The organism is Sphingomonas sp. A2-49, assembly GCF_025548555.1.
Taxonomy (GTDB): Bacteria; Pseudomonadota; Alphaproteobacteria; order Sphingomonadales; family Sphingomonadaceae; genus Sphingomonas.
On sequence record NZ_JAJLPA010000023.1, the window covers coordinates 30,286 to 51,707 of the forward strand.

Here is a 21,422-nt window from a genome sequence, read left to right on the forward strand (position 1 = left end):
CGCCGATCCGGGCCCGACGCACGGGTGCGGACGTCATGGCGGTCCGTCTTGCCGCCCCCTGCCCTTTCGCCTAGTCCGACGCTCCGAGAGGGCAATAGGCAGGCATGGCTGACGAGATCATCTCCTACGAACCCGCGACCGGGGCGGAACTCTGGCGCGGGCCGGTCGGCGACGCGGAGCTGGAGGTCGCCGCCGCGCGCGCCGGCTGGGCGGGCTGGGCGGCGCTGCCGCTCGCGGTCCGGATCGAGACGCTGCGCCGCTTCGGCAACGTCGTGCGCCAGCGCCACGAAGCCTTCGCGGACCTGCTGGCGCGCGAAACCGGCAAGCCGGTGTGGGAGGCACGGACCGAGGTCGACACGGTCATCGGCAAGGTCGACATCTCGGTCACCGCCTATGCCGAGCGGACGGCGCAGCGCCGGCTCGAATCGCCGATGGGCAGCCGCATGGCGCTGCGGCACAAGCCCCACGGCGTGCTTGCGGTGCTGGGGCCGTACAATTTCCCTGCGCACCTGCCCAACGGTCACATCGTCCCCGCGCTGCTCGCCGGCAATGCGGTCGTGTTCAAGCCGTCCGAAAAGACGCCCGCGACCGGCGCCTTCCTCGTCGACTGCTATCGCGCCGCCGGAGTACCCGACGCGTGCATCCGCGTACTGATCGGCGGCCCGGCCGAGGGCAAGGCGCTGGCCGAGCATCCCGACATCGACGGCCTGCTGTTCACCGGCTCGGCGCGCACCGGCCTCGCGCTCAACCGCGCCTTCGCGAACAAGCCGGAAAAAATCCTGGCGCTCGAAATGGGCGGCAACAATCCGATCGTCGTGTGGGACACGCCCGACCTGCATTCGGCGGCGGTGCTGGTCATCCAGTCGGCCTTCACCACCGCGGGCCAGCGCTGTACCGCCGCGCGGCGGCTGATCGTCGAGGACAAGCTGTTCGAACCGCTCGTCGACACGATCCACACGATGGTCGGCCGGCTGATCGTCGGCGCGCCGCACGACGATCCGCAGCCGTTCATGGGGCCGGTGATCGACAATCAGGTCGCCGACATGCTGACCGAGAGCTTCCTTGCGCTGCTGATGCGCGGCGGGCGCCCGGTCCGCCACCTCGAACGCCCGCGCGACGACCGGCCGTTCCTGATCCCGGCGATCATCGACATGACCGGCGCGACCGAACGCCCCGACATCGAGCTGTTCGGCCCGATCCTCCAGGTCCAGCGCGCGCACGATTTCGACGCGGCGATCGCCGAGGCGAACGACACCCGCTACGGCCTGTCCGCCGCGCTCGTCAGCCAGACGCCCGCGCTGTACGACCGCTTCTGGTCGGGCATCCGCGCGGGCATCGTCAACTGGAACCGGCCGACCAACGGCGCCTCCTCGTCCGCCCCGTTCGGCGGCGTCGGCTGGAGCGGCAACCACCGGCCGAGCGCCTATTACGCCGCGGATTACTGCGCCTATCCGGTGGTCAGCAACGAGGCGGACGCCGCCCGCGCCAACATCGGCATCGGCCTGCGCGACGCCTGAGCGTGAGCCTGCCGGACAGCATTCGTGCGGGCGCGGAAAGCTTGCCTAACCCCCGCCAAAGCAACGCTGGCTTGTTCGCGGGCGGGGGGCGGCCCATCTCCCCGCCATGGCAACGCTTCTCGATCCGAATGCCCGCGGGCGCGTCATCCTGGTCGGGGCGGGCCCCGGCGACCCCGGGCTGCTGACCGTCCGCGCGGTCGCGGCATTGGAAAGCGCCGACATCGTCGTCCACGACGGGCTGATCGACGCGCGCGTCCTCGACATCGCGCCGCCGTCGGCGCAGCGTATCTCGGTCGCCAAGAGCCGCGCGCGGCATACCCTGCCGCAGGAGGCGATCAACGCGCTGATCGTCGCGCATGTGAAGACCGGCGCGATCGTCGTGCGGCTGAAGGGCGGCGACCCGTTCATCTTCGGCCGCGGCGGCGAGGAGGTGGAGGCGGTGCGCGCCGCCGGCCTGCCGGTCGAGGTTATCCCGGGCGTCTCGGCGGCGCTGGGCTGCGCGGCGGAGGCGATGCTGCCGCTCACCCATCGCGACCATTCGAGCGCGGTCAGCTTCGTCGCGGGCCAGTGCAAGGGCCTGTCGGATCAGGACTGGTCGGGCCTCGCCGGTCAGGGCCGTACGCTCGTCATCTACATGGGCGTCGCGACGGCGACCGACATCGCCGACAAGCTGATGGCCGACGGCGTCGCGCCCGACATGCCGGTCGCGGTGCTGGAACGTGGCACGCTCGCCGGCAGCCGCGCGATCCGTACCCTGCTCGCCGACCTCGGCCCGATGGTGACGCGCGAGGCGGTGCGCAGCCCCGCGATCATCGTCGTCGGCGAGGTGGTCGAGCTGTCGGACGCCGAGGACAAGCTCGCTCGCTGGGCGCGGATCGCGGCCGTTGCCCACGAGGGCGATACGGTCACAGGGCCGGCGGAGGCGGCGGCATGAGGCTGCTGACCGGCAACGACCTGCCGACCGGCGACGTCGTCTGGTGGACCGGCAGCGGCTGGTCGCGCCACGTCGAGGACGCCGCCGACGTCGGCGCCGAGGGCGAGGGCATCCTGCGCGTCGAGGAAGGCGCGCGCCGCGTCAACGTGCCGTACCTGATCGACGCGATCGCGACCGCGGACGGCCCGCGCCCTGCGCATATCAAGGACCGCATCCGGGCGCTGGGTCCTACCGTGCGGCCGGACCTGACGCTGAAGCCGGCGGATCCGTCTGCGGGAAGCTGGGTAATATGATGCGCGCGAAGACGCGAAGCCGCAAAGGGCAGGTTTTGGTTCGCGCGGAGGCGCGGAGGCGCGGAGGGGTCGCGCCCGGGGCCGTCGGCGTGTGCACCAACCGGCAGCGGACGGTCGGGCCGTGGCTGTCGAAGACATCCGTCCCTCCCGCCGCCGTCATCCCGGCGAACGCCGGGCCCCATCGAAACCACACGACCGGAGGCGCGGGCGAAGGCCGCGAGCTATTCCACCCCTCGCACGCGACGGTAACGCCATCATGGACTCCGACATGCGCCGGAATGACGAACGTACGTGGCAACCACTCGGCGCGCCATAAACGCGTCACCTCCGCGCCTCCGCCCCTCCGCGCGAACCAAACCCTTCCTCTCTTGGCGTCTTCGCGCCTTCGCGCGAACCAAACCTGCACCGAGCAGCCGAATTCGCACGCGTATCAAGCCATCCCCGCGCCATGGACCCCGGCACGCGCCGGAATGACGAATAAATGTGTTGGCCGCTCCGCACACCCGGGACGCGTCACCTCCGCGCCTCCACGCCTCCGCGCGAACAAAACCCTTCCTCTCTTCGCGTCGTCGCGTCTTCGCGCGAACCACACCTCTTCCCCGCCGCCGCAGCGCCAGGCACATCAAGCGATATCGGCGCCATGGCCCCAGGCATGCGCCGCAACGACGAACGGACACGGCGGCCACTCCGCGCGCCATAAAAGCGCCCTCTCCGCGTCTCCGCGCCTCCGCGCGAACCAGATCCATCCTCTCTTCGCGTCGTCGCGTCTTCGCGAGAACCACACCTCTTCTGCACAGCAAAAGAGCCGCGCGAACCAGACTGCCTTCGCGAACGTCGAAGGCCGGAAAGCCAGCCATGTATAGATACGACCAATACGACCAGGCGATCGTCGATGCCCGCGTCGACGAGTTCCGCGACCAAGTGGATCGCCGCCTGTCCGGGCAGCTGACCGAGGACCAGTTCAAGCCGCTGCGGCTGATGAACGGCCTCTATCTGCAACTTCACGCCTATATGCTGCGTGTCGCTATCCCCTATGGCACGCTCGACGCCCGCCAGATGCGGACGCTGGGCAGGATCGCGCGCGACTATGATCGCGGCTACGGCCACTTCACCACCCGCCAGAACCTGCAATTCAACTGGATCAAGCTCGCCGACACGCCCGACATCCTGGCGCGCCTCGCGACGGTGCAGATGCATGCGATCCAGACGAGTGGCAATTGCATCCGTAACATCAGCGCCGATCAATATGCCGGCGCCGCCGCGGACGAGGTCGCGGATCCGCGCCCCTGGGCCGAACTAATTCGCCAGTGGAGCACGTTCCACCCGGAATTCAGCTACCTGCCGCGCAAGTTCAAGATCGCCGTCATCGCCGCGGAAGAGGATCGCGCGGCGATGCGCCTGCACGACATCGGCATCCGCCTGATCGAGCGGGACGGCGAGCTCGGGGGTGCGATCTACGTCGGCGGCGGCATGGGCCGCACGCCGATGGTCAGCCACCTGATCCGCGACTTCGTCACCGCCGACGACCTGATGAGCTATCTGGAAGCGTGCCTGCGCGTCTACAATCGCTACGGCCGGCGCGACAACATCTACAAGGCGCGGATCAAGATCCTGCTGCACGAGATCGGTGCCGACGACTATCGTCGGCAGGTCGAGGAGGAGTTCGTGGCGGTCAAGCAGCTCGGCCTCGATCCGCCGCGCGCGGAACTCGACCGCATCACCGCGATGTTCGCGCCCCCCGCCTTCGACGCGGGCGCCCCGGCGGAAATCGACGAGAGCGATCCGGACTTCGCGATCTGGCTCGACCGGAACGTCGTCGCGCACAAGCAGCCCGGCTATGCCATCGTCAACATCAGCCTGAAACCGGCGGGCGGCATTCCCGGCGACGCCACCGCGGATCAGATCGAGCGCATGGCCGATCTGGCGGAGGCATATTCGTTCGACGAGCTGCGCGTGACGCATGCACAGAACATCGTCCTGCCGCATGTGCGCCGGCGCGACCTTCACGACCTCTGGCGGCAATTGGCCGATGCCGGGCTCGGCGAACCCAACCTCGATCTCATCACCGACATCATCGCCTGCCCGGGCCTCGATTATTGCAGCCTCGCCAACGCCCGCTCGATCCCGCTGGCGCAGAAGATCGCGGCCCGCTTCGCCGACCGCGAGCGCCAGCGCGACCTCGGCGAACTGAAGCTGAAGATCTCGGGCTGCATCAACGCCTGCGGCCATCACCATGCCGGCCACATCGGCATCCTGGGCGTCGACAAGAAGGGGACCGAGAACTACCAGCTCTCGCTCGGCGGATCGGGGGCGCAGGACGTCAGCCTCGCCAAGATCACCGGCCCCGGCTTCTCCGAGGACGGCGTCGTCGATGCGATCGAGCGCGTCACCGACACCTATGTCGCCGTCCGCACGCCGGGCGAGCGTTTCCTCGACACCTATCGCCGGGTCGGCTTCGAACCGTTCAAGGAGGCGATCTATGGATGACGCCCTGCTGCGCTTCCGCGACGACGAGCCGCACGACGAACCCGCGGTGACGCTCGACGCCTTCCTCGGCCAGAGCAACGCGACCGCGGTCCGGCTGGAGGCGGGGGAGGACGCGCGCGCGCTGCTGCCGCAGCTCGGCCAGCTTGCGCTGGTCGAGGTCAGCTTCCCGACGTTCCGCGACGGTCGCGGCTACAGCGCGGCGCGGGTGTTGCGCGAGGCGGGCTATACCGGCGAGCTGCGCGCGGCGGGCGACGTGCTGGTCGACCAGCTGCCGCTGATGCGCCGCTGCGGCTTCGACAGTTTCGCGCCGGAAGCGCCGATCGACGCGGATGTGCTGCGGCGCAGCCTCGACCGCTACGACTATCGCTATCAGGCCGCGGCCGATGCCGCCGTGCCGGTATGGACATTGCGTCATGGCTAGTCGCGCGATCGACACGATCGACGTCGCCCCGCCCTTCACAACCGCCGATGCCGCCGCGATGCAGATCCGCTTCGCCGGCATGCCCGCGGCCGACATGCTGCGCACGCTGCTGACCGGCGAATTGGCCGGCCGCATCGCTTCCGTATCGTCCTATGGCGCCGAATCGGCGGTGCTGCTGCACATGGTGGCGCAGATCGACCGGGACGTGCCGGTCATATTCACCAACACGCAGAAGATGTTCGGCGAGACGCTCGCCTATTGCGACGCACTGTCCGAGCGGCTGGGGCTGACCGACCTGCGCGTGTTCCGCCCCGATCCGCGGCTGCTGGCGTCGAAGGACGCGACCGGCATGCGCTGGTCCTACGATCCCGACGGCTGTTGCGAGATCCGCAAGGTCGAGCCGCTGCGCCGCGCGCTGGCGCCGTTCGCCGCGTGGATTTCGGGCCGCAAGGGCTTCCAGGCCGGTACCCGCACCGCGCTGCCGCGGTTCGAGGAGGACGAGGGCCGGCTGAAGATCAACCCGCTCGCCGACTGGTCGAAGACGCAGCTCGACGCCTATTTCGACGAGCACGACCTGCCCCGCCACCCGCTGGAGGCACAGGGCTATCTGTCGATCGGCTGTGCGCCGTGCACCAGCAAGGTCAAGCCCGGCGAGGATCCGCGCGCGGGCCGGTGGCGCGGCTGGGACAAGGTCGAATGCGGCATCCACGTTTCCGCGCTGCCGGGCGACGATCCGATCTTCTGACGGACATACGCCGGCGGGCGGCCAGCGCGCTTGGCATCACGCTGCATTGCGGCATAATGGCGCCATGCGGATCGCGATCATCGACACCAGCACGACGCGGGCGGCGATCATCTCCGACGGATTGTCCGATGCCGGGCTCGGCGACCTGGTCCTGATCGATCCGGCGCGGCCGCTGCTCGCGCAGCTGGAAGCGGCACGGCCCGAGGTGGTGCTGGTCAACCTGGAAAATCCCAGCCGCGACGTGCTCGAGGATTTCTTCGCGATGAGCCGTGCGCTCGCCCGCCCGATCGCGATGTTCGTCGACCAGAGCGATGCCGAGGCGACCGCGGCGGCGGTCGACGCGGGCGTGTCCGCCTATATCGTCGATGGCCTCGCCAAGCAGCGGATCAAGCCGGTGCTCGACCTCGCGGTGCGCCGCTTCCAGGCGTTCGCGCGGCTCCAGGCGGAGCTTGCCGAGGCGAAGAGCGCGCTCGCCGACCGTCAGGCGGTCGATCGCGCCAAGGCGATCCTGATGAAACGCCGCGGCATCGACGAACCGGCGGCCTATGCGCTGCTGCGCAGCCACGCGATGCAGTCCAACCGCCGGATCGCCGACATCGCCGAGGCGATCGTGACCAGCGATGCGCTGATGGGAGACCTGTGATGCCGCTCCCCACCGACGCCGCGCGCTTCCGGATCGGCTTCCTGCCGCTGGTCGATGCCGCGCTGCCGATCCTGGCGCGCGAACAGGGCTTCGCCGCGGCGGAAGGCGTCCGGATCGATCTCGTCCGCGACATGACCTGGGCGACGGTGCGCGACCGGCTGCTCTACGGCCATACCGATGCCGCGCATCTGATCGCGCCGCTTGCCATTGCGACGACGCTGGGGCGCGGCCGGCCCGCGGTGCCGCTGACGGTGCCGTTCGTGCTGGGGCTCAACGGGAATGCGGTGACGCTGTCGACCGCGCTGGCCGCGGCGGTCGATCTGGGCGCGGGCCTGGCCGACCCGATCGACCTCGGCGCGCGGCTGCGTACGGTCGCGACGGCGCGCGCGGCGGCGGGGACGCCGCTGCGCTTCGGCGTGGTGCATCGCTATTCGAGCCACAATTACATGCTGCGGTACTGGCTCGCGGCGGTCGGCATCCGCCCCGACCGCGACGTCGAGATCGTCGTCACCAGCCCGCCCTTCGCCGCCGATGCTCTGGCCGCGGGCGAGGTCGACGGCATCTGCGTCGGCGAACCGTGGAACAGCATCGCGGTCGATCGCGGCGTCGGGCGGATCGCGCTGGTCACCGCGCAGATCTGGCGACGCGGCGTCGAGAAGGTGCTGGCGGTGCGGGCCGATACCGTGGCGGAGCGCGGCGAGGCGGTCGCGGCGCTGCTGCGCGCGCTGCACCGCGCGGCGGCACATTTCGTCGCGCCCGACACCGCCGCCGACAGCGCCGCGATCCTGTCTCGCCCCGAATATTGCGACGCGCCCGCCGAAACGATCCTGCGCGCGATCACCGATCGCGTGCGGCTGGCGAAGGACGGCGCGACGCTGCACGTCCCCGATTTCATGTTCCAGTATCGCGAGGCGGCGAACTTCCCGTGGCGCAGCCAGGCGGCGTGGCTGTATTCGCAGATGACGCGGTGGGACGGCACCGCCTTTTCGCCGGAGGACGCGCAGGCGGCAGAGGGTGTGTTTCGCCCCGACCTGTATCGCGCCGCGCTGGCGGGATCGTCGGCCCCGCTGCCCGGGGCGAGTTCGAAGCTGGAAGGATCGATCGGCGCGGCGACCGGCGTCGGCGCGACGCAGGGCCGGCTGATCCTGGGCAGCGACCGCTTCTTCGACGGCCGCGCCTTCGATCCCGACCGGATACCGGCCTATCTTGCCGGCATGGACGACTGACGGCGGCGGACCGCGGACGCGATACTGTTCGCGCAGAGGCGCCGAGGCCGCCGAGGCGTAGCGGACCTCGCAATGCCCCGCTGCGTATCTCGGAGGAAGGCAGCCGCCGGGCGGCGGGCGGATCACCTCTGCGCCCTCCGCGCCTCTGCGCGAAAAAGCATCGTCCAGAGTGGCTGACGTGGAACCGCACATCCCACCGTCAGGCCGTGTCGGATTGCTGCGCCTGCGAAAGACCCTTGCGCTACCCTCGCGAATCGGGCAACTTCCGGATCGTCGGGCAAGGATGCCGGACACGAAATAGACGCGGCGCCTTTCCAACGGGGGGCAGGTGCCGCGACGACGATCGGGCGCAGGTCCGTCCGTCGAACGGCAACGAAGCCGCCAGGATGCAGCCAGTGATGGCCGCCGTCCTGGCGGCTTTTTCTTTGACCATCGCAGATGGGGGTACGACCTTATGGCCACGGCGATCTGGAACCAGCGCAGGACGCGCGACGCGAACGGATTTTGGGCGAGCGGCCATATGCCGACGCTGATCGCGGCGTTCCTCTATTTCGACCTCGCCTTCATGGTGTGGGTGCTGCTCGGGCCGCTCGCGCCCGAGATCGCGAAGACGCTGGCGCTGACTCCCGCCGAAAAGGGGCTGATGGTGGCGACGCCGACACTGGCGGGCGCGGTGCTGCGCATCGTCAACGGGCTGCTCGTCGACCGGATCGGCCCCAAGACCGCGGGGGCGATCAGCCAGGTCATCGTCATCGCCGGCCTGTTCGGCGCCTGGATGCTGGGGGTGGACAGTTTCGCCGGCACGCTGGCGCTGGGCGTCATCCTGGGGTTCGCGGGGGCGAGCTTCGCGATCGCGCTGCCGCTCGCCAGCCGCTGGTATCCGCCGCAGCATCAGGGCAAGGCGATGGGCCTTGCCGGCATGGGCAATTCGGGCACCGTGCTGGCGGCGCTGTTCGCCCCTGCCCTTGCGAAACTGTTCGGCTGGAACGCGGTGCTGGGCCTCGCCTGCATCCCGCTGGTGCTGGTGTTCGCCGCCTATATGGCGATGGCGAAGGACGCGCCGAACGCGCCCGCACCCAAGACGCTCGGCCAATATCTGACGCCGCTGACGTCCGCCGACGCCTGGTCGCTGATGGGCTTCTACGCGGTGACCTTCGGCGGCTTCGTCGGGCTCGCGGCCAGCCTGCCGATCTATTTCACCGACCGCTTCGGGCTGACGACGGTGCAGGCGGGCTATTGCACCGCGGCCTGCGTCTTCGCGGGCTCGCTGGTGCGACCGATGGGCGGCGCGCTCGCCGATGCGGTGGGAGGCGTCCGGACGCTGACCGGCGTGTTCGCGATCGCCGCGCTGGCGCTGGCCGGGGTCGCCATGGCGGACAGCGTCACCGCGGCGATGGCGCTGTTCGTAGTGGCGATGCTGGCGCTCGGCACCGGCAACGGCGCGGTATTCCAGCTGGTGCCGCAGCGTTTCGCCGCGGAGATCGGCGTGATGACCGGCCTCGTCGGTTTCGCCGGGGGCATCGGCGGCTTCTACCTCGCCTCGTCGCTCGGCATCGCGCGGCAGGTGACCGGCAGCTTTTCGGGCGGGTTCCTGATCTTCGCCGCGCTGGCGCTGGTGGCGCTCGCGGCACTGACGCTAGTGAAGCGTGGATGGCGTGCGCGCTGGGGCGCCGCCGATACCGTACGGATCTGACGATGCGCCTTGCCACCCGCCTGCCCATCCTGCCCCTCCTGTCGCTGGCCGCCCCGGCCGCGGCGCAGACGATCACCCCGCTCGCCGAGGTCCGGCTGCGTCACGAACACGTCGAACAGGGCGGCCTGCCCGACGGGTCCGATGCCGTTACCGCGCGGGTGCGGACCGGGTTGCAGGTCAGCGAGGGACGCTGGTCCGCACTGGCCGAGGCGCAGGGCAACCTTGCCATCGTCGGCGACTATTACGACGGGCTGCACGGACCGGCGACGCAGCGCCCGCTGGTCGCCGATCCGCAGAACATCGCGCTGTTCCGCGCGCAGCTGCAATATCGCGCGCCGGGGCTGACGGTGACCGCGGGCCGCCAGCGGCTGGCGTTGGAGGACGAACGCTTCGTCGGCGCCGCGGCGATCCGCAACAACGCCCAGACGTTCGACGCGGTGCGTGCCGAGGCGACCCCGATCAAGGGCGTGAAGGCCGACGTCACCTACGCCTGGAGCGTCCGCACCGTCTGGGGCATCGACGGCGCGGGCGCCCGGCAGCAGGCGATCGGCGGCGACAACGTCTTCGCGACGCTGGGCGTGGCGACGCCGGTGGGGACGCTGACCGGCTTTGCCTATCTGGTCGACCAGGACGAGGCGCAGGTGCAGGGCTACCGCCTGTCGAGCCAGACCTATGGCGCGCGGCTGTACGGGTCGCACGGCTTCGGCAAGGCGACGCTGTCGTGGAACGCCAGCCACGCGCGCCAGTCCGACTATCATCGCAACCCCAACGCCTATGCCGCCGATTACTGGCTGGCGGACGTCGGCCTCGATCTCGCCGGCCCGCGCGTGGGCGCGGGGTATGAGGTGCTCGGCGCGAGCCACGGGGCGGCGTTCACCAGCTTTCAGACGCCGCTCGCCGCGGTGTTCAAGTTCCAGGGCTGGACCGACCGGTTCAACCCGACGCCCCCCGATGGCGTGCGCGACCTCTACGCCAGCGCCGGTTGGAACTGGAAGCAGCTGGGCCGGCTGAAGGCGGTGCAGCTGCTCGCCGCCTATCACCGGTTCGAAAGCGACCGGGCGGTCCGCCATTACGGCAACGCGCTCAACCTGCTCGCGCAGGCGAAGGTCGGCCGCACCACCGTCGGCGTCCGCTACGCCGATTACATGGCCGACCGCTTCGCCACCGACCTTCGCAAACTCTGGCTCCAACTGGACTGGACCCTATGACCCAAGCACAGGAACACCTCGTCGTCATCGGCAACGGCATGGCCGGCTGTCGTGCGGTGGAGGAAGTGATCGCGCGCGATCCCGCCCGCTATCGCGTGACGATCTTCGGCGCCGAGCCGCACGTCAACTACAACCGGATCATGCTGTCGCCGGTGCTGGCGGGCGAAAAGACGTTCGACGACATCGTCATAAACGACCTCAGCTGGTATGCCGGCCACGGCATCGAGCTGATCGCCGGCGATCCCGTCGCGGCGATCGATCGCGACGCGCGGACCGTCACCGCGCGATCGGGCCGCGCCGTCGCCTACGACCGGCTGCTGATCGCCACCGGGTCCGATCCGTTCATCATCCCGGTGCCCGGCAGCGACCTGCCCGGCGTCGTCAGCTTCCGCGACATGGCCGACGTCGACCGCATGCTGGCCGCGGCCGAGGCCGGCCGGGCGGCGGGCGGCGGCCATGCGGTCGTCATCGGCGGCGGCCTGCTCGGGCTGGAGGCGGCGCACGGCCTGTCGCTGCGCGGCATGAAGGTGACCGTCATCCACCTGATGCCGACGCTGATGGAGCGTCAGCTGGACGAGGCGGCGGGATGGCTGCTCAAATCGGCGCTGGAGGCGCGCGGCCAGACGATCCTGACCGAAGCGCACACTGCCGCGATCCTCGGCGACGGACGGGTCGAGGGCGTCGCCCTAAAGGACGGGACGGTGATCCCGGCCAGCCTCGTCGTGATGGCGGTCGGCATCCGTCCGTCGGTGGCGCTGGCGCGCGCCGCGGGCCTCGAGGTCGGACGCGGCATCCAGGTCGACGACCATATGGTCACCAGCGACCCCGCGATCCTCGCGGTCGGCGAGTGCGTCGAGCACGACGGCAACGTCTACGGCCTGGTGGCGCCGCTGTGGGACATGTGCCGCGCGCTGGCGGACGGGCTGACCGGGCGGCACAGCGGCTATCGCGGGTCGGTGACCTCGACCAAGCTCAAAGTCGCGGGGCTCGACGTCTTTTCCGCGGGCGATTTCTCGGGCGGGGACGGCGCCGAGGACATCGTGCTGCGCGACGCGGCGCGCGGCATCTACAAGCGGGTCGTGGTGAAGCAGGATCGCGTCGTCGGCGCGGTGCTCTACGGCGACACCGCCGACGGCGGCTGGTATTTCGACCTGCTGCGCGAGGGTGCGGACGTCTCCGCGATCCGCGACATGCTGATCTTCGGCCAGGCCTTCGCCGCGGGAGGGGGCGCGGCGGACCCTAAGGCGGCCGTTGCGGCGCTCTCCGACACGGCGGAGATCTGCGGCTGCAACGGCGTTTCGAAGGGGCAGGTCGTCGCCTGTATCACGCGCGGCGCGCACAGCCTCGACGCGGTGCGCAGCGGTTGCAAGGCGTCCGCCAGCTGCGGATCGTGCAGCGGCCTCGTCGAGACGATCCTGGCGCTGACGCTGGGCGACGAGGTCGAGGCCGGGCCGAAGACGATGTGCAAATGCACCAGCTTCGGCCACGACGACGTCCGGCGCGAAATCGTCGCGCAGGGCATGCGATCGATCCCCGAGGTCATGCACGAGCTGCACTGGTCGACCCCCGACGGCTGTTCGTCGTGCCGGCCCGCGCTCAATTACTATCTGCTCTGCGCGCTGCCCGGCACATATAAGGACGACCAGCAGAGCCGTTTCGTCAACGAGCGCATGCACGCCAACATCCAGAAGGACGGCACCTATTCGGTGGTGCCGCGGATGTGGGGCGGGATCACCTCGCCCCGCGAGCTGCGCGCGATCGCCGACGTCGTCGAGAAATACGATGCGCCGATGGTGAAGGTGACCGGCGGCCAGCGGCTCGACATCTTCGGCATCCGCAAGGAGGACCTGCCCGCGGTCTGGGCCGACCTCAACGCCGCCGGCATGGTCAGCGGCCACGCCTATGGCAAGTCGCTGCGCACGGTGAAGACCTGCGTCGGCTCCGAATGGTGCCGCTTCGGCACGCAGGACTCGACCGGCCTCGGCGTCAAGGTCGAACGGATGACCTGGGGCAGCTGGATGCCGCACAAGTTCAAGATCGCCGTGTCCGGCTGCCCGCGCAATTGCGCCGAGGCGACGATCAAGGACTTCGGCATCGTCTGCGTCGATTCGGGCTACGAACTGCACGTCGGCGGCAATGGCGGCATCAAGGTGCGCGCGACCGACTTCCTGTGCCGCGTCGCGACCGAGGCGGAGGCGATGCACCATTGCGCCGCCTTCATCCAATTGTACCGCGAGGAGGCGCGCTACCTCGAACGCACCGCGCCGTGGATCGAACGGATCGGGGTCGACTATATCCGCGCGCGGATCGCCGACGACGCCGGGGGCCGCGACGCCCTCGCCGCGCGCTTCCACCTGTCGCAGAGCGTCTCGCAGGACGACCCATGGGCCGCGCGCGCGGGTGGCGCGGCGCGCGAACAGCATGCGCCGATGGCGGTATTCACGCCGAAGCCGGAAGTGCGGCCGATGGAGGTGGGGGCATGACCGGCGAATGGCTCGACATCGGCTGGGTCGACGAGATTCCGGTCCGCGGCAGCCGCACCGTACAGGTGACCGGCGGCGACGACATCGCGGTGTTCCGCACCGGCGACGGCAGGGTCTTCGCGCTGCTCGACCGCTGCCCGCACAAGCACGGACGGCTCAGCCAGGGCATCGTCCACGGCGGCGCCGTCGCCTGTCCGCTGCACAACTGGCGGATATCGCTGACGACGGGGGAAGCGCTCGGCGAGGACAAGGGCTGTACCCCGGTGGTGCCGGTGAAGGTGACCGCCGGGCGTGTGCTGATCTGTCGCGCCGGCGCGCTGCGGGCGGCGGCGTGAGCGGCAAGCCATTCCTCCCCGGCATGGGGAGGGGGACCGGCGAAGCCGGTGGAGGGGGGCTTCCACAAACGGTTCGCATCGTGGAGCCCCCCCTCCACCACGCCGCTGCGCGTCGCGGTTCCCCTCCCCGTGCCGGGGAGGAACCATGATCCGCACCACCTGCGCCTATTGCGGGGTCGGCTGCGGCGTCGTCGCGACGCCGACCGGCGCGCGCACCGCGACGATCGCGGGCGATCCCGATCATCCCGCCAATGCCGGTCGCCTGTGTTCCAAGGGCACGCATCTCGGCGAGACGATCGGGCTCGAGGGGCGGCTGCTCGCGCCCATGATCGGCGCGCGGCGCGCGTCGTGGGACAGGGCGCTCGACCTCGTCGCCCGGCGCTTCCGCGAGACGATCGCGACGCACGGGCCCAACAGCGTCGCCTTCTACGTCTCGGGCCAGCTGCTGACCGAGGATTATTACGTCGCCAACAAGCTGATGAAGGGCTTCATCGGTTCGGCGAACATCGACACCAATTCGCGCCTGTGCATGTCGAGCGCGGTGGCGGGCCACACGCGCGCGTTCGGCGAGGATATCGTCCCGGCCACCTATGCCGACCTCGACGCCGCCGACCTGATCGTGCTCGTCGGCAGTAACACCGCCTGGTGCCACCCGATCGTCTGGCAGCGGATCGAGGCCGCCCGCGCCGCCCGCGGCACCCGGCTGGTGGTGATCGATCCGCGCCGTACCGAGACCGCCGACGGCGCCGACCTGCACCTTGCGATCCGTCCGGGCAGCGACGTCGCGCTGATGCAGGGGCTGCTGGCGTGGTGCCGCGCCGCCGGCGTCGTCGACGACGCCTATCTCGCCCGGCACGTCGCGACGCCGGAGGGCTTCTGGGCGACGTGCGGCGCGGGCAGCGACCTGTGGTCGACGGCACGGGCATGCGACGTGCCGGCCGAGGACCTGCGGCGCTTCTTCGACCTGTTCGCCGCCACGCCGCGCACCGTCACGATGTTCAGCCAGGGGATCAACCAGTCGCTTGCCGGCACCGATCAGGTGAACGCCATCCTCAACGTCCACCTCGCGACCGCGCGGATCGGCAAGCCGGGCGCGGCGCCCTTCTCGATCACCGGCCAGCCCAATGCGATGGGCGGGCGCGAGGTCGGCGGCCTCGCCTCGACGCTGGCGGCGCACATGGACTTCGCGCCCGATAACGTGGCCCGTGTCGGCCGCTTCTGGGCGGCGCCCAACATGGCGACCGCGCCGGGGTTGAAGGCAGTCGACCTGTTCCGCGAGCTCGGCCACGGCCGGATCAAGGCGCTGTGGGTGATGGCGACCAACCCCGCCGTGTCGATGCCCGATGCCGGTCGCGTGCGCGATGGCCTCGCCGCCTGTCCGTTCGTCGTCGTCAGCGACGTGATCGCCGCGACCGACACCAGCGTCCACGCGCACGTCCGCCTGCCGGCCGCGGCCTGGGGGGAAAAGGACGGGACGGTCACCAATTCCGATCGCACCGTCAGCCGCCAGCGCGCCTTCCTCCCCCTCCCCGGCGAAGCGAAGCCTGACTGGTGGATCGTCAAGGAGGTCGGCCGGCGGATGGGGTGGAAGACCGCCTTCGCCTACGACCGCCCCGCCGAGATCTGGCGCGAGCATTGCCGGCTGTCGATGTACGAGAACGACGACGCCGGGGGTCGGCGGCGCCTGTTCGCGCTGCCGGGGCATGCCGCGATCGGCAACGCCGCCTATGACGCGATGCCGCCGTTCCGGTGGGGCGGCACGCCGTTCGCCGACGGTCGCTATCCGACGCCAGACGGCCGCGCGCGACTGGTACCGGTGACGCAGAAGCCGATCGGGGCGCCGCTCGCCGACTGGCCGATGACGCTCAACACCGGCCGCTATCGCGACCATTGGCACAGCATGACGCGCACCGGCCTGTCGCCCCGGCTCGCGCGTCACCGCGAGGAACCGCTGGTCGAGGTGCATCCGGACGATGCCGCCGCGCTGGGGCTGCGCGACGGCGGCCTCGCCCGCGTCGCCACGCCGCAGGGGGACAGCCTGTTCCGCATCAGGCTGGCGGCGACGCAGCGACGCGGCGAGCTGTTCGTCCCGATCCACTGGACCGACCGCACCGCGACCGGTGGCCGCACCGGACTGCTGCCGCGCCCGCTCGCCGATCTGATCTCCGGCCAGCCGGGGTTCAAGGCCACGCCCGCGCGGATCACGCCCGTCGCCGTCGCGTGGCGCGGGTTCGTGATCGTCGCGGGCGACACCGGCGACCGTCCCGACTGCCTGTGGGCGACACGCGTCGCGGTACCCTGTGGCACCGTCTGGGATCTGGCGGGGGACGGCGATCCGGCACGGCTCGACCGGCTGCTTCCCGCCGGCGAGCGGCTGGAGGCGATCGACGCCGCGCGCGGCAGCCGGCGCGTCGCCGTCCTGCGCCAGGGTCGGCTCGCGGCGGCGCTGTTCGTCACGCGCGACGGCACGCTGCCGGGGCGCGACTGGCTGGTCGCGCAACTCGCCGAACCCGTCGCCCCCCCCACCCTGCTCGCCGGACGCGCGCCGGGCGTGCAGGTCGATCGCGGGCCGATCGTATGCGCCTGCTTCGACGTCGGCCTGACGACCATCGTCGCCGCGATCGCCAGCCAGCGGCTGACCGACGTCGCCGCGATCGGCGGTGCGCTGAAGGCCGGCACCAACTGCGGATCGTGCCGCCCGGCGCTCGCGAGACTTCTCCAGGAAAGTCAAACCCATGTCGCATGACGTCATCGCCCGCGGTTCGGTATGGCTGGTCGGCGCCGGCCCCGGCGATCCCGACCTGCTGACCCGCAAGGCCGAACGGCTGATCGCCGCCGCCGACATCGTGTTCCACGACGCCTTGGTCGGCCCCGGCGTCCTCGCGCTGATCCCGCCCGGTGTCGCACGCATCGGCGTGGGCAAGCGGTCGGGCCGCCATTCGAAGGACCAGGCGACGATCGACGCGCTGATCGTCGCCGCCGCCCGGCGCGGCCGGCGCGTCGTCCGCCTGAAGGGCGGCGATCCGTCGATCTTCGGCCGCTCGACCGAAGAGATCGACGCCTGCATCGCGCACGGCATTCCCGTCCACGTCTGCCCCGGCATCACCGCGGCCAGCGCCGCCGCCGCCTCGGCGACCCTGTCGCTGACGCTGCGCGGCCTCGCGCGGTCGCTGACCTTCGTCACCGCGCATGCCAGGGCGGGGGAGCCGCTCGACCTCGACTGGGCCGCGCTCGCGCATCCGCGGGCGACGCTGGCGGTCTATATGGGACGCGCCGCCGCCGCGGAGGTCGCACGCGAGCTGATCGGCCACGGGCTGCCGCGCGACACGCCGGTAGCGATCGCGGTCAACGTCTCGCTGCCCGACGAGCGGCTGATCCACGGTCGCCTCGACGCGCTCGCCTTCCTCGTCCGCACGATCGGCGATCGCGACCCCGCGCTGCTGCTGATCGGCGCGGCGATGGGCGCGCGCGGTCGCGTGGGCGCGACCGACGACGAGACCGTCTGCTCGCGGGACATCCGCGATCGGGCGCCTGTTGGCCACGATCCGGCGAGCTGATAGACGCCGCCGATGAGCGATGGAGGTGCGGCGTGAGCGGGATGCAGGCGGGGCCGGCGACGGGGCTGCCCGACGTGCTGTGCGTCCATGTCGTCGATCGGGATGCCGATGCCGCCGCCCACGCGATGCGCACCATCGCGCGACACGATGTCGTCGCCCGACTCTGGCCCGACGTCGCCGCCTTCGTCGCCTGCGCGCATGCGGTCGACAGCGGCTGCGTCGTCATCGACCCCTATGACGCGGACATCGGCGTCGCCGCCGTGCAGGCCCGGCTCGCCGACCCGGACATCGGGCTGCCCAGCGTCATCGTCACCGCCACGCCGCAATGGCAGCACGGCGTCGACGCGATGCGGCGCGGCGCGATCGACTATCTCGCCAAGCCGCTCGACGCGGATCGCCTGCGCGATGCGCTTCTGATCGCGCGGCAACGGCTCGGCAAGGCGCGGCGGCGGGAGGCGACCATGCGCCGCGTCCACGCCGCGCTCCATGTGCTCAGCAACCGCGAGCGCGAGGTGCTTGAGGGCCTGACCCGCGGCTGGTCGAACAAGGAGATCGGCCGTCGCCTCGCCATTTCCGCCCGCACCGTGGAGATCCATCGCGCCAACGTCATGGCCAAGCTGAACGCCGAGTCGCTGTCGCAGGCGCTGCGCATCGCGTTCATCGCGCAGGTGTGCGGCATGGTGAACCCGGCGCTGCACGTCGACTGAGCCGCGGCGCGTTCACTGGAAGGGCGCGATGGCACTCCAGTCGTCCGCCCGCCGGCCCTCGAGCGCACGATCGCGCACCATCATCGCGGCTTCCTCGATGCGCAGCGCGGCGAAGTCCATCGCCAGCCCGGCGGCGATCCCCTCCGCCTCGACCAGCAGCAGCGACAAGCGGCGCAGCGCCTCGACCTCGTCCCGATGCCGATGGCCGGGCGGCCGTGATCCCATCGACATCGCGCATCCCTTCCGTCGTTCCGGCACGCGTGGTGCCAGACCATCGCACGATAAAGAATACGATATATTCCCTAGGGACGGAATTTTGGGCGTATCCCGTGGACGCGCGGCCTCGGCCGCATGGCGGCGGGGCGCACGGCCGTCCGGCCGGCATCAGTGATGGGGAATGGCGGAGAGGGTGTCTGCCAACATCGTGTCCAATGCGAACCACGGCGATCCATCTTTCCGATGTATACCAATGGCTTAGCAGTAGGTGTGGTCTAAGGCAGTCCAGCACGATCCAGCATATTCCCAAGTTTTATGTTGGTTGCTATGTAGGGCGGATGAGCGGAACCAAGCCAGCAGGACGGCACCAAGAAAAGCGGCTTAGCGCCGCGTTCGTGCGCACGGTCAAAGAAGCCGGCTTTTACGGTGACGGGCATGGCCTATATTTGAAGGTCGATGCTACCGGCGCCAAGCGCTGGGTCCAGCGTATCGTGATCCACGGGAAGCGCCGGGACATCGGGCTAGGCTCCGCCAGCCTTGTTAGCCTCGCAGAAGCCCGAGAAGCGGCCCTACAGCATCGAAAGGCGGCGAGAGCGGGTGATGACCCCATTGCAGCCAAGCAGCGCTCTAGAGGCATCCTGACGTTCGAAGAGGCAGCAAGGAAGGTACACGATCTGTCAAAGCCAACATGGCGTAATGACAAGCACGGCGATCAGTGGATTAATACGATGACGAACTACGCGTTTCTGGCATTTGGGTCGAAGCGCGTCGATATTGTCAGCAGCGCCGACGTTCTGGGTGCGCTGTCTTCGATCTGGAACGAAAAGCCGGAAACTGCTCGCAGGGTCAAACAGCGAATAAGCTCTGTATTCAAATGGGCGGTGGCGAACGGGTGGCGCACAGATAATCCGGCAGAGACGATCACCAAGGCGCTGCCCAAGCACGACCGATCCAAGACGGTGCATCGCAAGGCCCTGCCCTACGATCAGGTCGGCGGCGCAATTAAGATGGTGCTGGATAGCGACGCCAGAATGGTCACTAAGCTGGCGTTTGAGTTCCTCGTCCTGACTGCCACACGATCGGCAGAGACACGTAACGCCGTATGGAGCGAATTTGACCTAGCTAAAGCCATTTGGACAATCCCCGCTGCCCGTATGAAGGCGAAGAAGGATCACCGGGTGCCACTGTCTGCCCGGTGTCTTGCGATCCTTGCCGAAGCCAAGGCTTTGAAGCGCAGCACGGACGACCTTGTGTTCCCCGGCACCAAGGACACGAAGCCCCTTTCGGATATGACCCTCTCGAAGCTGATGAAGGACTTCGGCATCGCTGCCGTTCCACACGGCTTCCGGTCATCATTCCGCGTTTGGGCTGGCGAGGCGACGGCGCACTCCCGCGAGGTGATCGAATTCGCTTTGGCGCACATCATCAAAGACAAGGCGGAGGCAGCGTACGCGCGATCCGACCTGTTTGATAAGCGACGAACGCTTATGGATGACTGGTCTAATTACGTAGCACCGCAATTAACTTGACCGGTAGTAAGCCACCAATCCAATTCAACTGTCTTATCGCCATCATACACTAGGGCAAGATTTTTTATTTTTCAAGTCTGTAATTTGCCATAACTGTGCGTCTACATTGAGTCTCACCGGACGACCGGCGGAGGACAGCTATGACGGTGGACAGGCTAATTCGACGAAGCGAGGTCGAGCTTATTACCTCACTAAGCAAATCATCGATTTACAATTATATTAATTGCGGAAGCTTTCCTCCGCCTGTGTCGCTTGGGCGAGGCGCTGTCCGCTGGCGCCTGTCCGACATCACCAACTGGATTGAGCAATTGCCGGATCGATTACAAGCAATCGCCGTCAATAAAGCCAAGTCCTTTTGGAGATTGAAAAATGAAACTACAAGATATTGTAGATCGGCTACCGCTCGATTCAGATAGGCCACGCCTCGTAACCGGCATGACTATAGAGTTTAATCAGGAATTCAACTCCGATCGCTCCCATCCAACAATCATCATTCTTACTGACCGTCAACTTTTGGTCAAGGGTGGCAACGGTCACGATGGCATTGACGGTAATGATATGGAAAATATTCGGGTCGCAATCCTCGGGGCACTTGGCTTGCCCCGCGGTGATGGGTTTGTCCTAAGTTTTATCGTCCGAGAGCGCCGTCACTATCCGGCTGGTACTTACAATGTAATCTAACAGAGAAAAGATGATTGCCTGGGGGCTCATTGCGATGCCCCCTTTCTTCGCGCCTGTTTTCAAAGCACACCTCGGCCTCCGCTAGGGTGATACCAGTTAGAAGATAATCAGGTAATTGATTATACAAGATACTAACTAATAACTTACGCGGAGTCTTACACCCGAGATACTTTCAACGATTTCTAATATAGCCTAACTGCTACTTGCTCACTCCCTTGAAAGGAAAGAGGCGGGAGCCACACCGCGTGATACCTAGTGACGCCACTAGGAGCATAATATCAGCCCATTATACGTTAGGTTTTTCCATCGGACTATCTCTGTCCAGCCGGAGGGTCGGAGGTCAGCCTTGCGGCCTAAAAGTTCCCCAAAGAAATCAACTTGGCACCGCTCCCAAGGCTTTACGGTGTAAGGCAAAACACAACGTAGGTCTGCTGCATATCGGCGGGAAGCCTTCGCGAGCAAGGTTGCTATCGATGTTCATTGCCCGTGTGATCCGGCCCACACGGGAGGCGCTATAGCTTAGATGATTTTGAGACGTTCTAGCCGCTGGCAATCGTCGTCTAATGAGCAAAGTATACCGTAATAAGCGACGAAAAGCAATCCGTCACCAATGTTGTCATTGTTTATTTCGATATGAAGCTAAACTTACCTAAACGCTTATTAATTTAAGGCAGCCATGCTGCCGTAAATATAACTGAACACGGTTGGTATGGCTTCTGCAACGACCGCGCTCCGATCACAGGCGCA

The 21,422-nt window shown here is 68.3% G+C and carries 19 protein-coding genes; 18 read left to right on the plus strand and 1 reads right to left on the minus strand.

Annotation, left to right across the window (positions count from 1 at the left end; genetic code table 11):
• Positions 1-104 precede the first annotated feature (104 nt).
• The 15 genes from astD (at position 105) to LPN01_RS15570 (ending at position 18,249) form a co-directional block, all read left to right on the plus strand.
• Positions 105-1,517 carry a succinylglutamate-semialdehyde dehydrogenase gene (gene astD, locus LPN01_RS15500; protein WP_262829323.1) on the plus strand — a complete coding sequence of 471 codons (1,413 nt, stop codon included), beginning with the start codon at positions 105-107 and terminating at the stop codon, positions 1,515-1,517.
• A 106-nt stretch (positions 1,518-1,623) separates the two neighbouring features.
• The gene (cobA, locus tag LPN01_RS15505; protein ID WP_262829324.1) at positions 1,624-2,451 is read left to right on the plus strand and encodes a uroporphyrinogen-III C-methyltransferase; all 828 of its coding nucleotides are present in this window, start codon (positions 1,624-1,626) and stop codon (positions 2,449-2,451) included.
• On the plus strand, positions 2,448-2,744 hold the full coding sequence (locus LPN01_RS15510; protein ID WP_262829325.1) for a DUF2849 domain-containing protein: 297 nt from the start codon (positions 2,448-2,450) through the stop codon (positions 2,742-2,744). Before cobA (LPN01_RS15505) ends, LPN01_RS15510 begins: the two co-directional genes overlap by 4 nt.
• Before the next feature lie 855 nt (positions 2,745-3,599).
• Positions 3,600-5,231, plus strand: coding sequence for a nitrite/sulfite reductase (locus tag LPN01_RS15515; protein WP_262829326.1), 1,632 nt, complete (start codon positions 3,600-3,602; stop codon positions 5,229-5,231).
• Positions 5,224-5,652 carry a DUF934 domain-containing protein gene (locus tag LPN01_RS15520; protein WP_262829327.1) on the plus strand — a complete coding sequence of 143 codons (429 nt, stop codon included), beginning with the start codon at positions 5,224-5,226 and terminating at the stop codon, positions 5,650-5,652. Before LPN01_RS15515 ends, LPN01_RS15520 begins: the two co-directional genes overlap by 8 nt.
• Positions 5,645-6,397: a phosphoadenylyl-sulfate reductase gene (locus LPN01_RS15525; protein ID WP_262829328.1), complete on the plus strand. Its 753-nt coding sequence runs from the start codon at positions 5,645-5,647 to the stop codon at positions 6,395-6,397. Before LPN01_RS15520 ends, LPN01_RS15525 begins: the two co-directional genes overlap by 8 nt.
• A gap of 64 nt (positions 6,398-6,461) precedes the next feature.
• Positions 6,462-7,040, plus strand: coding sequence for an ANTAR domain-containing response regulator (locus tag LPN01_RS15530; RefSeq protein ID WP_262829329.1), 579 nt, complete (start codon positions 6,462-6,464; stop codon positions 7,038-7,040).
• The gene (locus tag LPN01_RS15535) at positions 7,040-8,266 is read left to right on the plus strand and encodes a CmpA/NrtA family ABC transporter substrate-binding protein (RefSeq protein WP_262829330.1); all 1,227 of its coding nucleotides are present in this window, start codon (positions 7,040-7,042) and stop codon (positions 8,264-8,266) included. Before LPN01_RS15530 ends, LPN01_RS15535 begins: the two co-directional genes overlap by 1 nt.
• 454 nt (positions 8,267-8,720) lie before the next feature.
• Positions 8,721-9,959: a nitrate/nitrite transporter gene (locus tag LPN01_RS15540; protein WP_262829331.1), complete on the plus strand. Its 1,239-nt coding sequence runs from the start codon at positions 8,721-8,723 to the stop codon at positions 9,957-9,959.
• Between the two features lie 2 nt (positions 9,960-9,961).
• A complete protein-coding gene (locus tag LPN01_RS15545; RefSeq protein ID WP_262829332.1) occupies positions 9,962-11,167 on the plus strand; it encodes an alginate export family protein in 1,206 nt (401 codons plus the stop codon).
• Positions 11,164-13,650 carry a nitrite reductase large subunit NirB gene (gene nirB, locus LPN01_RS15550; RefSeq protein ID WP_262829333.1) on the plus strand — a complete coding sequence of 829 codons (2,487 nt, stop codon included), beginning with the start codon at positions 11,164-11,166 and terminating at the stop codon, positions 13,648-13,650. Before LPN01_RS15545 ends, nirB begins: the two co-directional genes overlap by 4 nt.
• A complete protein-coding gene (gene nirD / locus LPN01_RS15555) occupies positions 13,647-13,985 on the plus strand; it encodes a nitrite reductase small subunit NirD (protein ID WP_262829334.1) in 339 nt (112 codons plus the stop codon). Before nirB ends, nirD begins: the two co-directional genes overlap by 4 nt.
• A gap of 145 nt (positions 13,986-14,130) precedes the next feature.
• Entirely contained in the window at positions 14,131-16,731 is a 2,601-nt protein-coding gene (locus tag LPN01_RS15560; protein ID WP_262829335.1) for a nitrate reductase, read from the plus strand.
• Complete coding sequence (gene cobA / locus LPN01_RS15565; protein WP_262829336.1) at positions 16,721-17,542, plus strand: uroporphyrinogen-III C-methyltransferase; 822 nt, start codon at positions 16,721-16,723, stop codon at positions 17,540-17,542. Before LPN01_RS15560 ends, cobA (LPN01_RS15565) begins: the two co-directional genes overlap by 11 nt.
• A 41-nt stretch (positions 17,543-17,583) precedes the next feature.
• Positions 17,584-18,249, plus strand: a complete 666-nt coding sequence (locus LPN01_RS15570) for a response regulator transcription factor (RefSeq protein ID WP_262829353.1) — start codon at positions 17,584-17,586, stop codon at positions 18,247-18,249.
• Between the two features lie 12 nt (positions 18,250-18,261).
• Here LPN01_RS15570 and LPN01_RS15575 read toward each other — a convergent pair whose 3' ends face one another.
• Entirely contained in the window at positions 18,262-18,480 is a 219-nt protein-coding gene (locus tag LPN01_RS15575; protein WP_262829337.1) for a hypothetical protein, read from the minus strand.
• Between the two features lie 323 nt (positions 18,481-18,803).
• Here LPN01_RS15575 and LPN01_RS15580 point away from each other — a divergent pair, with 323 nt between their 5' ends.
• From LPN01_RS15580 to LPN01_RS15585, 3 genes are all read left to right on the plus strand, one after another.
• Positions 18,804-19,994, plus strand: coding sequence for a tyrosine-type recombinase/integrase (locus tag LPN01_RS15580; protein ID WP_262829338.1), 1,191 nt, complete (start codon positions 18,804-18,806; stop codon positions 19,992-19,994).
• Between the two features lie 140 nt (positions 19,995-20,134).
• Positions 20,135-20,410, plus strand: a complete 276-nt coding sequence (locus LPN01_RS19160; protein WP_410482841.1) for a helix-turn-helix transcriptional regulator — start codon at positions 20,135-20,137, stop codon at positions 20,408-20,410.
• The gene (locus tag LPN01_RS15585; protein WP_262829339.1) at positions 20,364-20,675 is read left to right on the plus strand and encodes a hypothetical protein; all 312 of its coding nucleotides are present in this window, start codon (positions 20,364-20,366) and stop codon (positions 20,673-20,675) included. Before LPN01_RS19160 ends, LPN01_RS15585 begins: the two co-directional genes overlap by 47 nt.
• Positions 20,676-21,422: the final 747 nt, after the last annotated feature.

Coding starts and splice junctions, on each gene's coding strand:
- cobA (WP_262829324.1), top strand. CDS start 1,624: ATGGCAACGCTTCTCGATCCGAATGCCCGCGGGCGCGTCATCCTGGTC.
- LPN01_RS15570 (WP_262829353.1), top strand. CDS start 17,584: ATGCAGGCGGGGCCGGCGACGGGGCTGCCCGACGTGCTGTGCGTCCAT.
- LPN01_RS15535 (WP_262829330.1), top strand. CDS start 7,040: ATGCCGCTCCCCACCGACGCCGCGCGCTTCCGGATCGGCTTCCTGCCG.
- LPN01_RS19160 (WP_410482841.1), top strand. CDS start 20,135: ATGACGGTGGACAGGCTAATTCGACGAAGCGAGGTCGAGCTTATTACC.
- LPN01_RS15510 (WP_262829325.1), top strand. CDS start 2,448: ATGAGGCTGCTGACCGGCAACGACCTGCCGACCGGCGACGTCGTCTGG.
- nirD (WP_262829334.1), top strand. CDS start 13,647: ATGACCGGCGAATGGCTCGACATCGGCTGGGTCGACGAGATTCCGGTC.
- nirB (WP_262829333.1), top strand. CDS start 11,164: ATGACCCAAGCACAGGAACACCTCGTCGTCATCGGCAACGGCATGGCC.
- LPN01_RS15525 (WP_262829328.1), top strand. CDS start 5,645: ATGGCTAGTCGCGCGATCGACACGATCGACGTCGCCCCGCCCTTCACA.
- LPN01_RS15530 (WP_262829329.1), top strand. CDS start 6,462: ATGCGGATCGCGATCATCGACACCAGCACGACGCGGGCGGCGATCATC.
- LPN01_RS15520 (WP_262829327.1), top strand. CDS start 5,224: ATGGATGACGCCCTGCTGCGCTTCCGCGACGACGAGCCGCACGACGAA.
- LPN01_RS15515 (WP_262829326.1), top strand. CDS start 3,600: ATGTATAGATACGACCAATACGACCAGGCGATCGTCGATGCCCGCGTC.
- cobA (WP_262829336.1), top strand. CDS start 16,721: ATGTCGCATGACGTCATCGCCCGCGGTTCGGTATGGCTGGTCGGCGCC.
- LPN01_RS15585 (WP_262829339.1), top strand. CDS start 20,364: ATGAAACTACAAGATATTGTAGATCGGCTACCGCTCGATTCAGATAGG.
- LPN01_RS15580 (WP_262829338.1), top strand. CDS start 18,804: ATGAGCGGAACCAAGCCAGCAGGACGGCACCAAGAAAAGCGGCTTAGC.
- LPN01_RS15575 (WP_262829337.1), bottom strand. CDS start 18,480: ATGTCGATGGGATCACGGCCGCCCGGCCATCGGCATCGGGACGAGGTC.
- astD (WP_262829323.1), top strand. CDS start 105: ATGGCTGACGAGATCATCTCCTACGAACCCGCGACCGGGGCGGAACTC.
- LPN01_RS15545 (WP_262829332.1), top strand. CDS start 9,962: ATGCGCCTTGCCACCCGCCTGCCCATCCTGCCCCTCCTGTCGCTGGCC.
- LPN01_RS15540 (WP_262829331.1), top strand. CDS start 8,721: ATGGCCACGGCGATCTGGAACCAGCGCAGGACGCGCGACGCGAACGGA.
- LPN01_RS15560 (WP_262829335.1), top strand. CDS start 14,131: ATGATCCGCACCACCTGCGCCTATTGCGGGGTCGGCTGCGGCGTCGTC.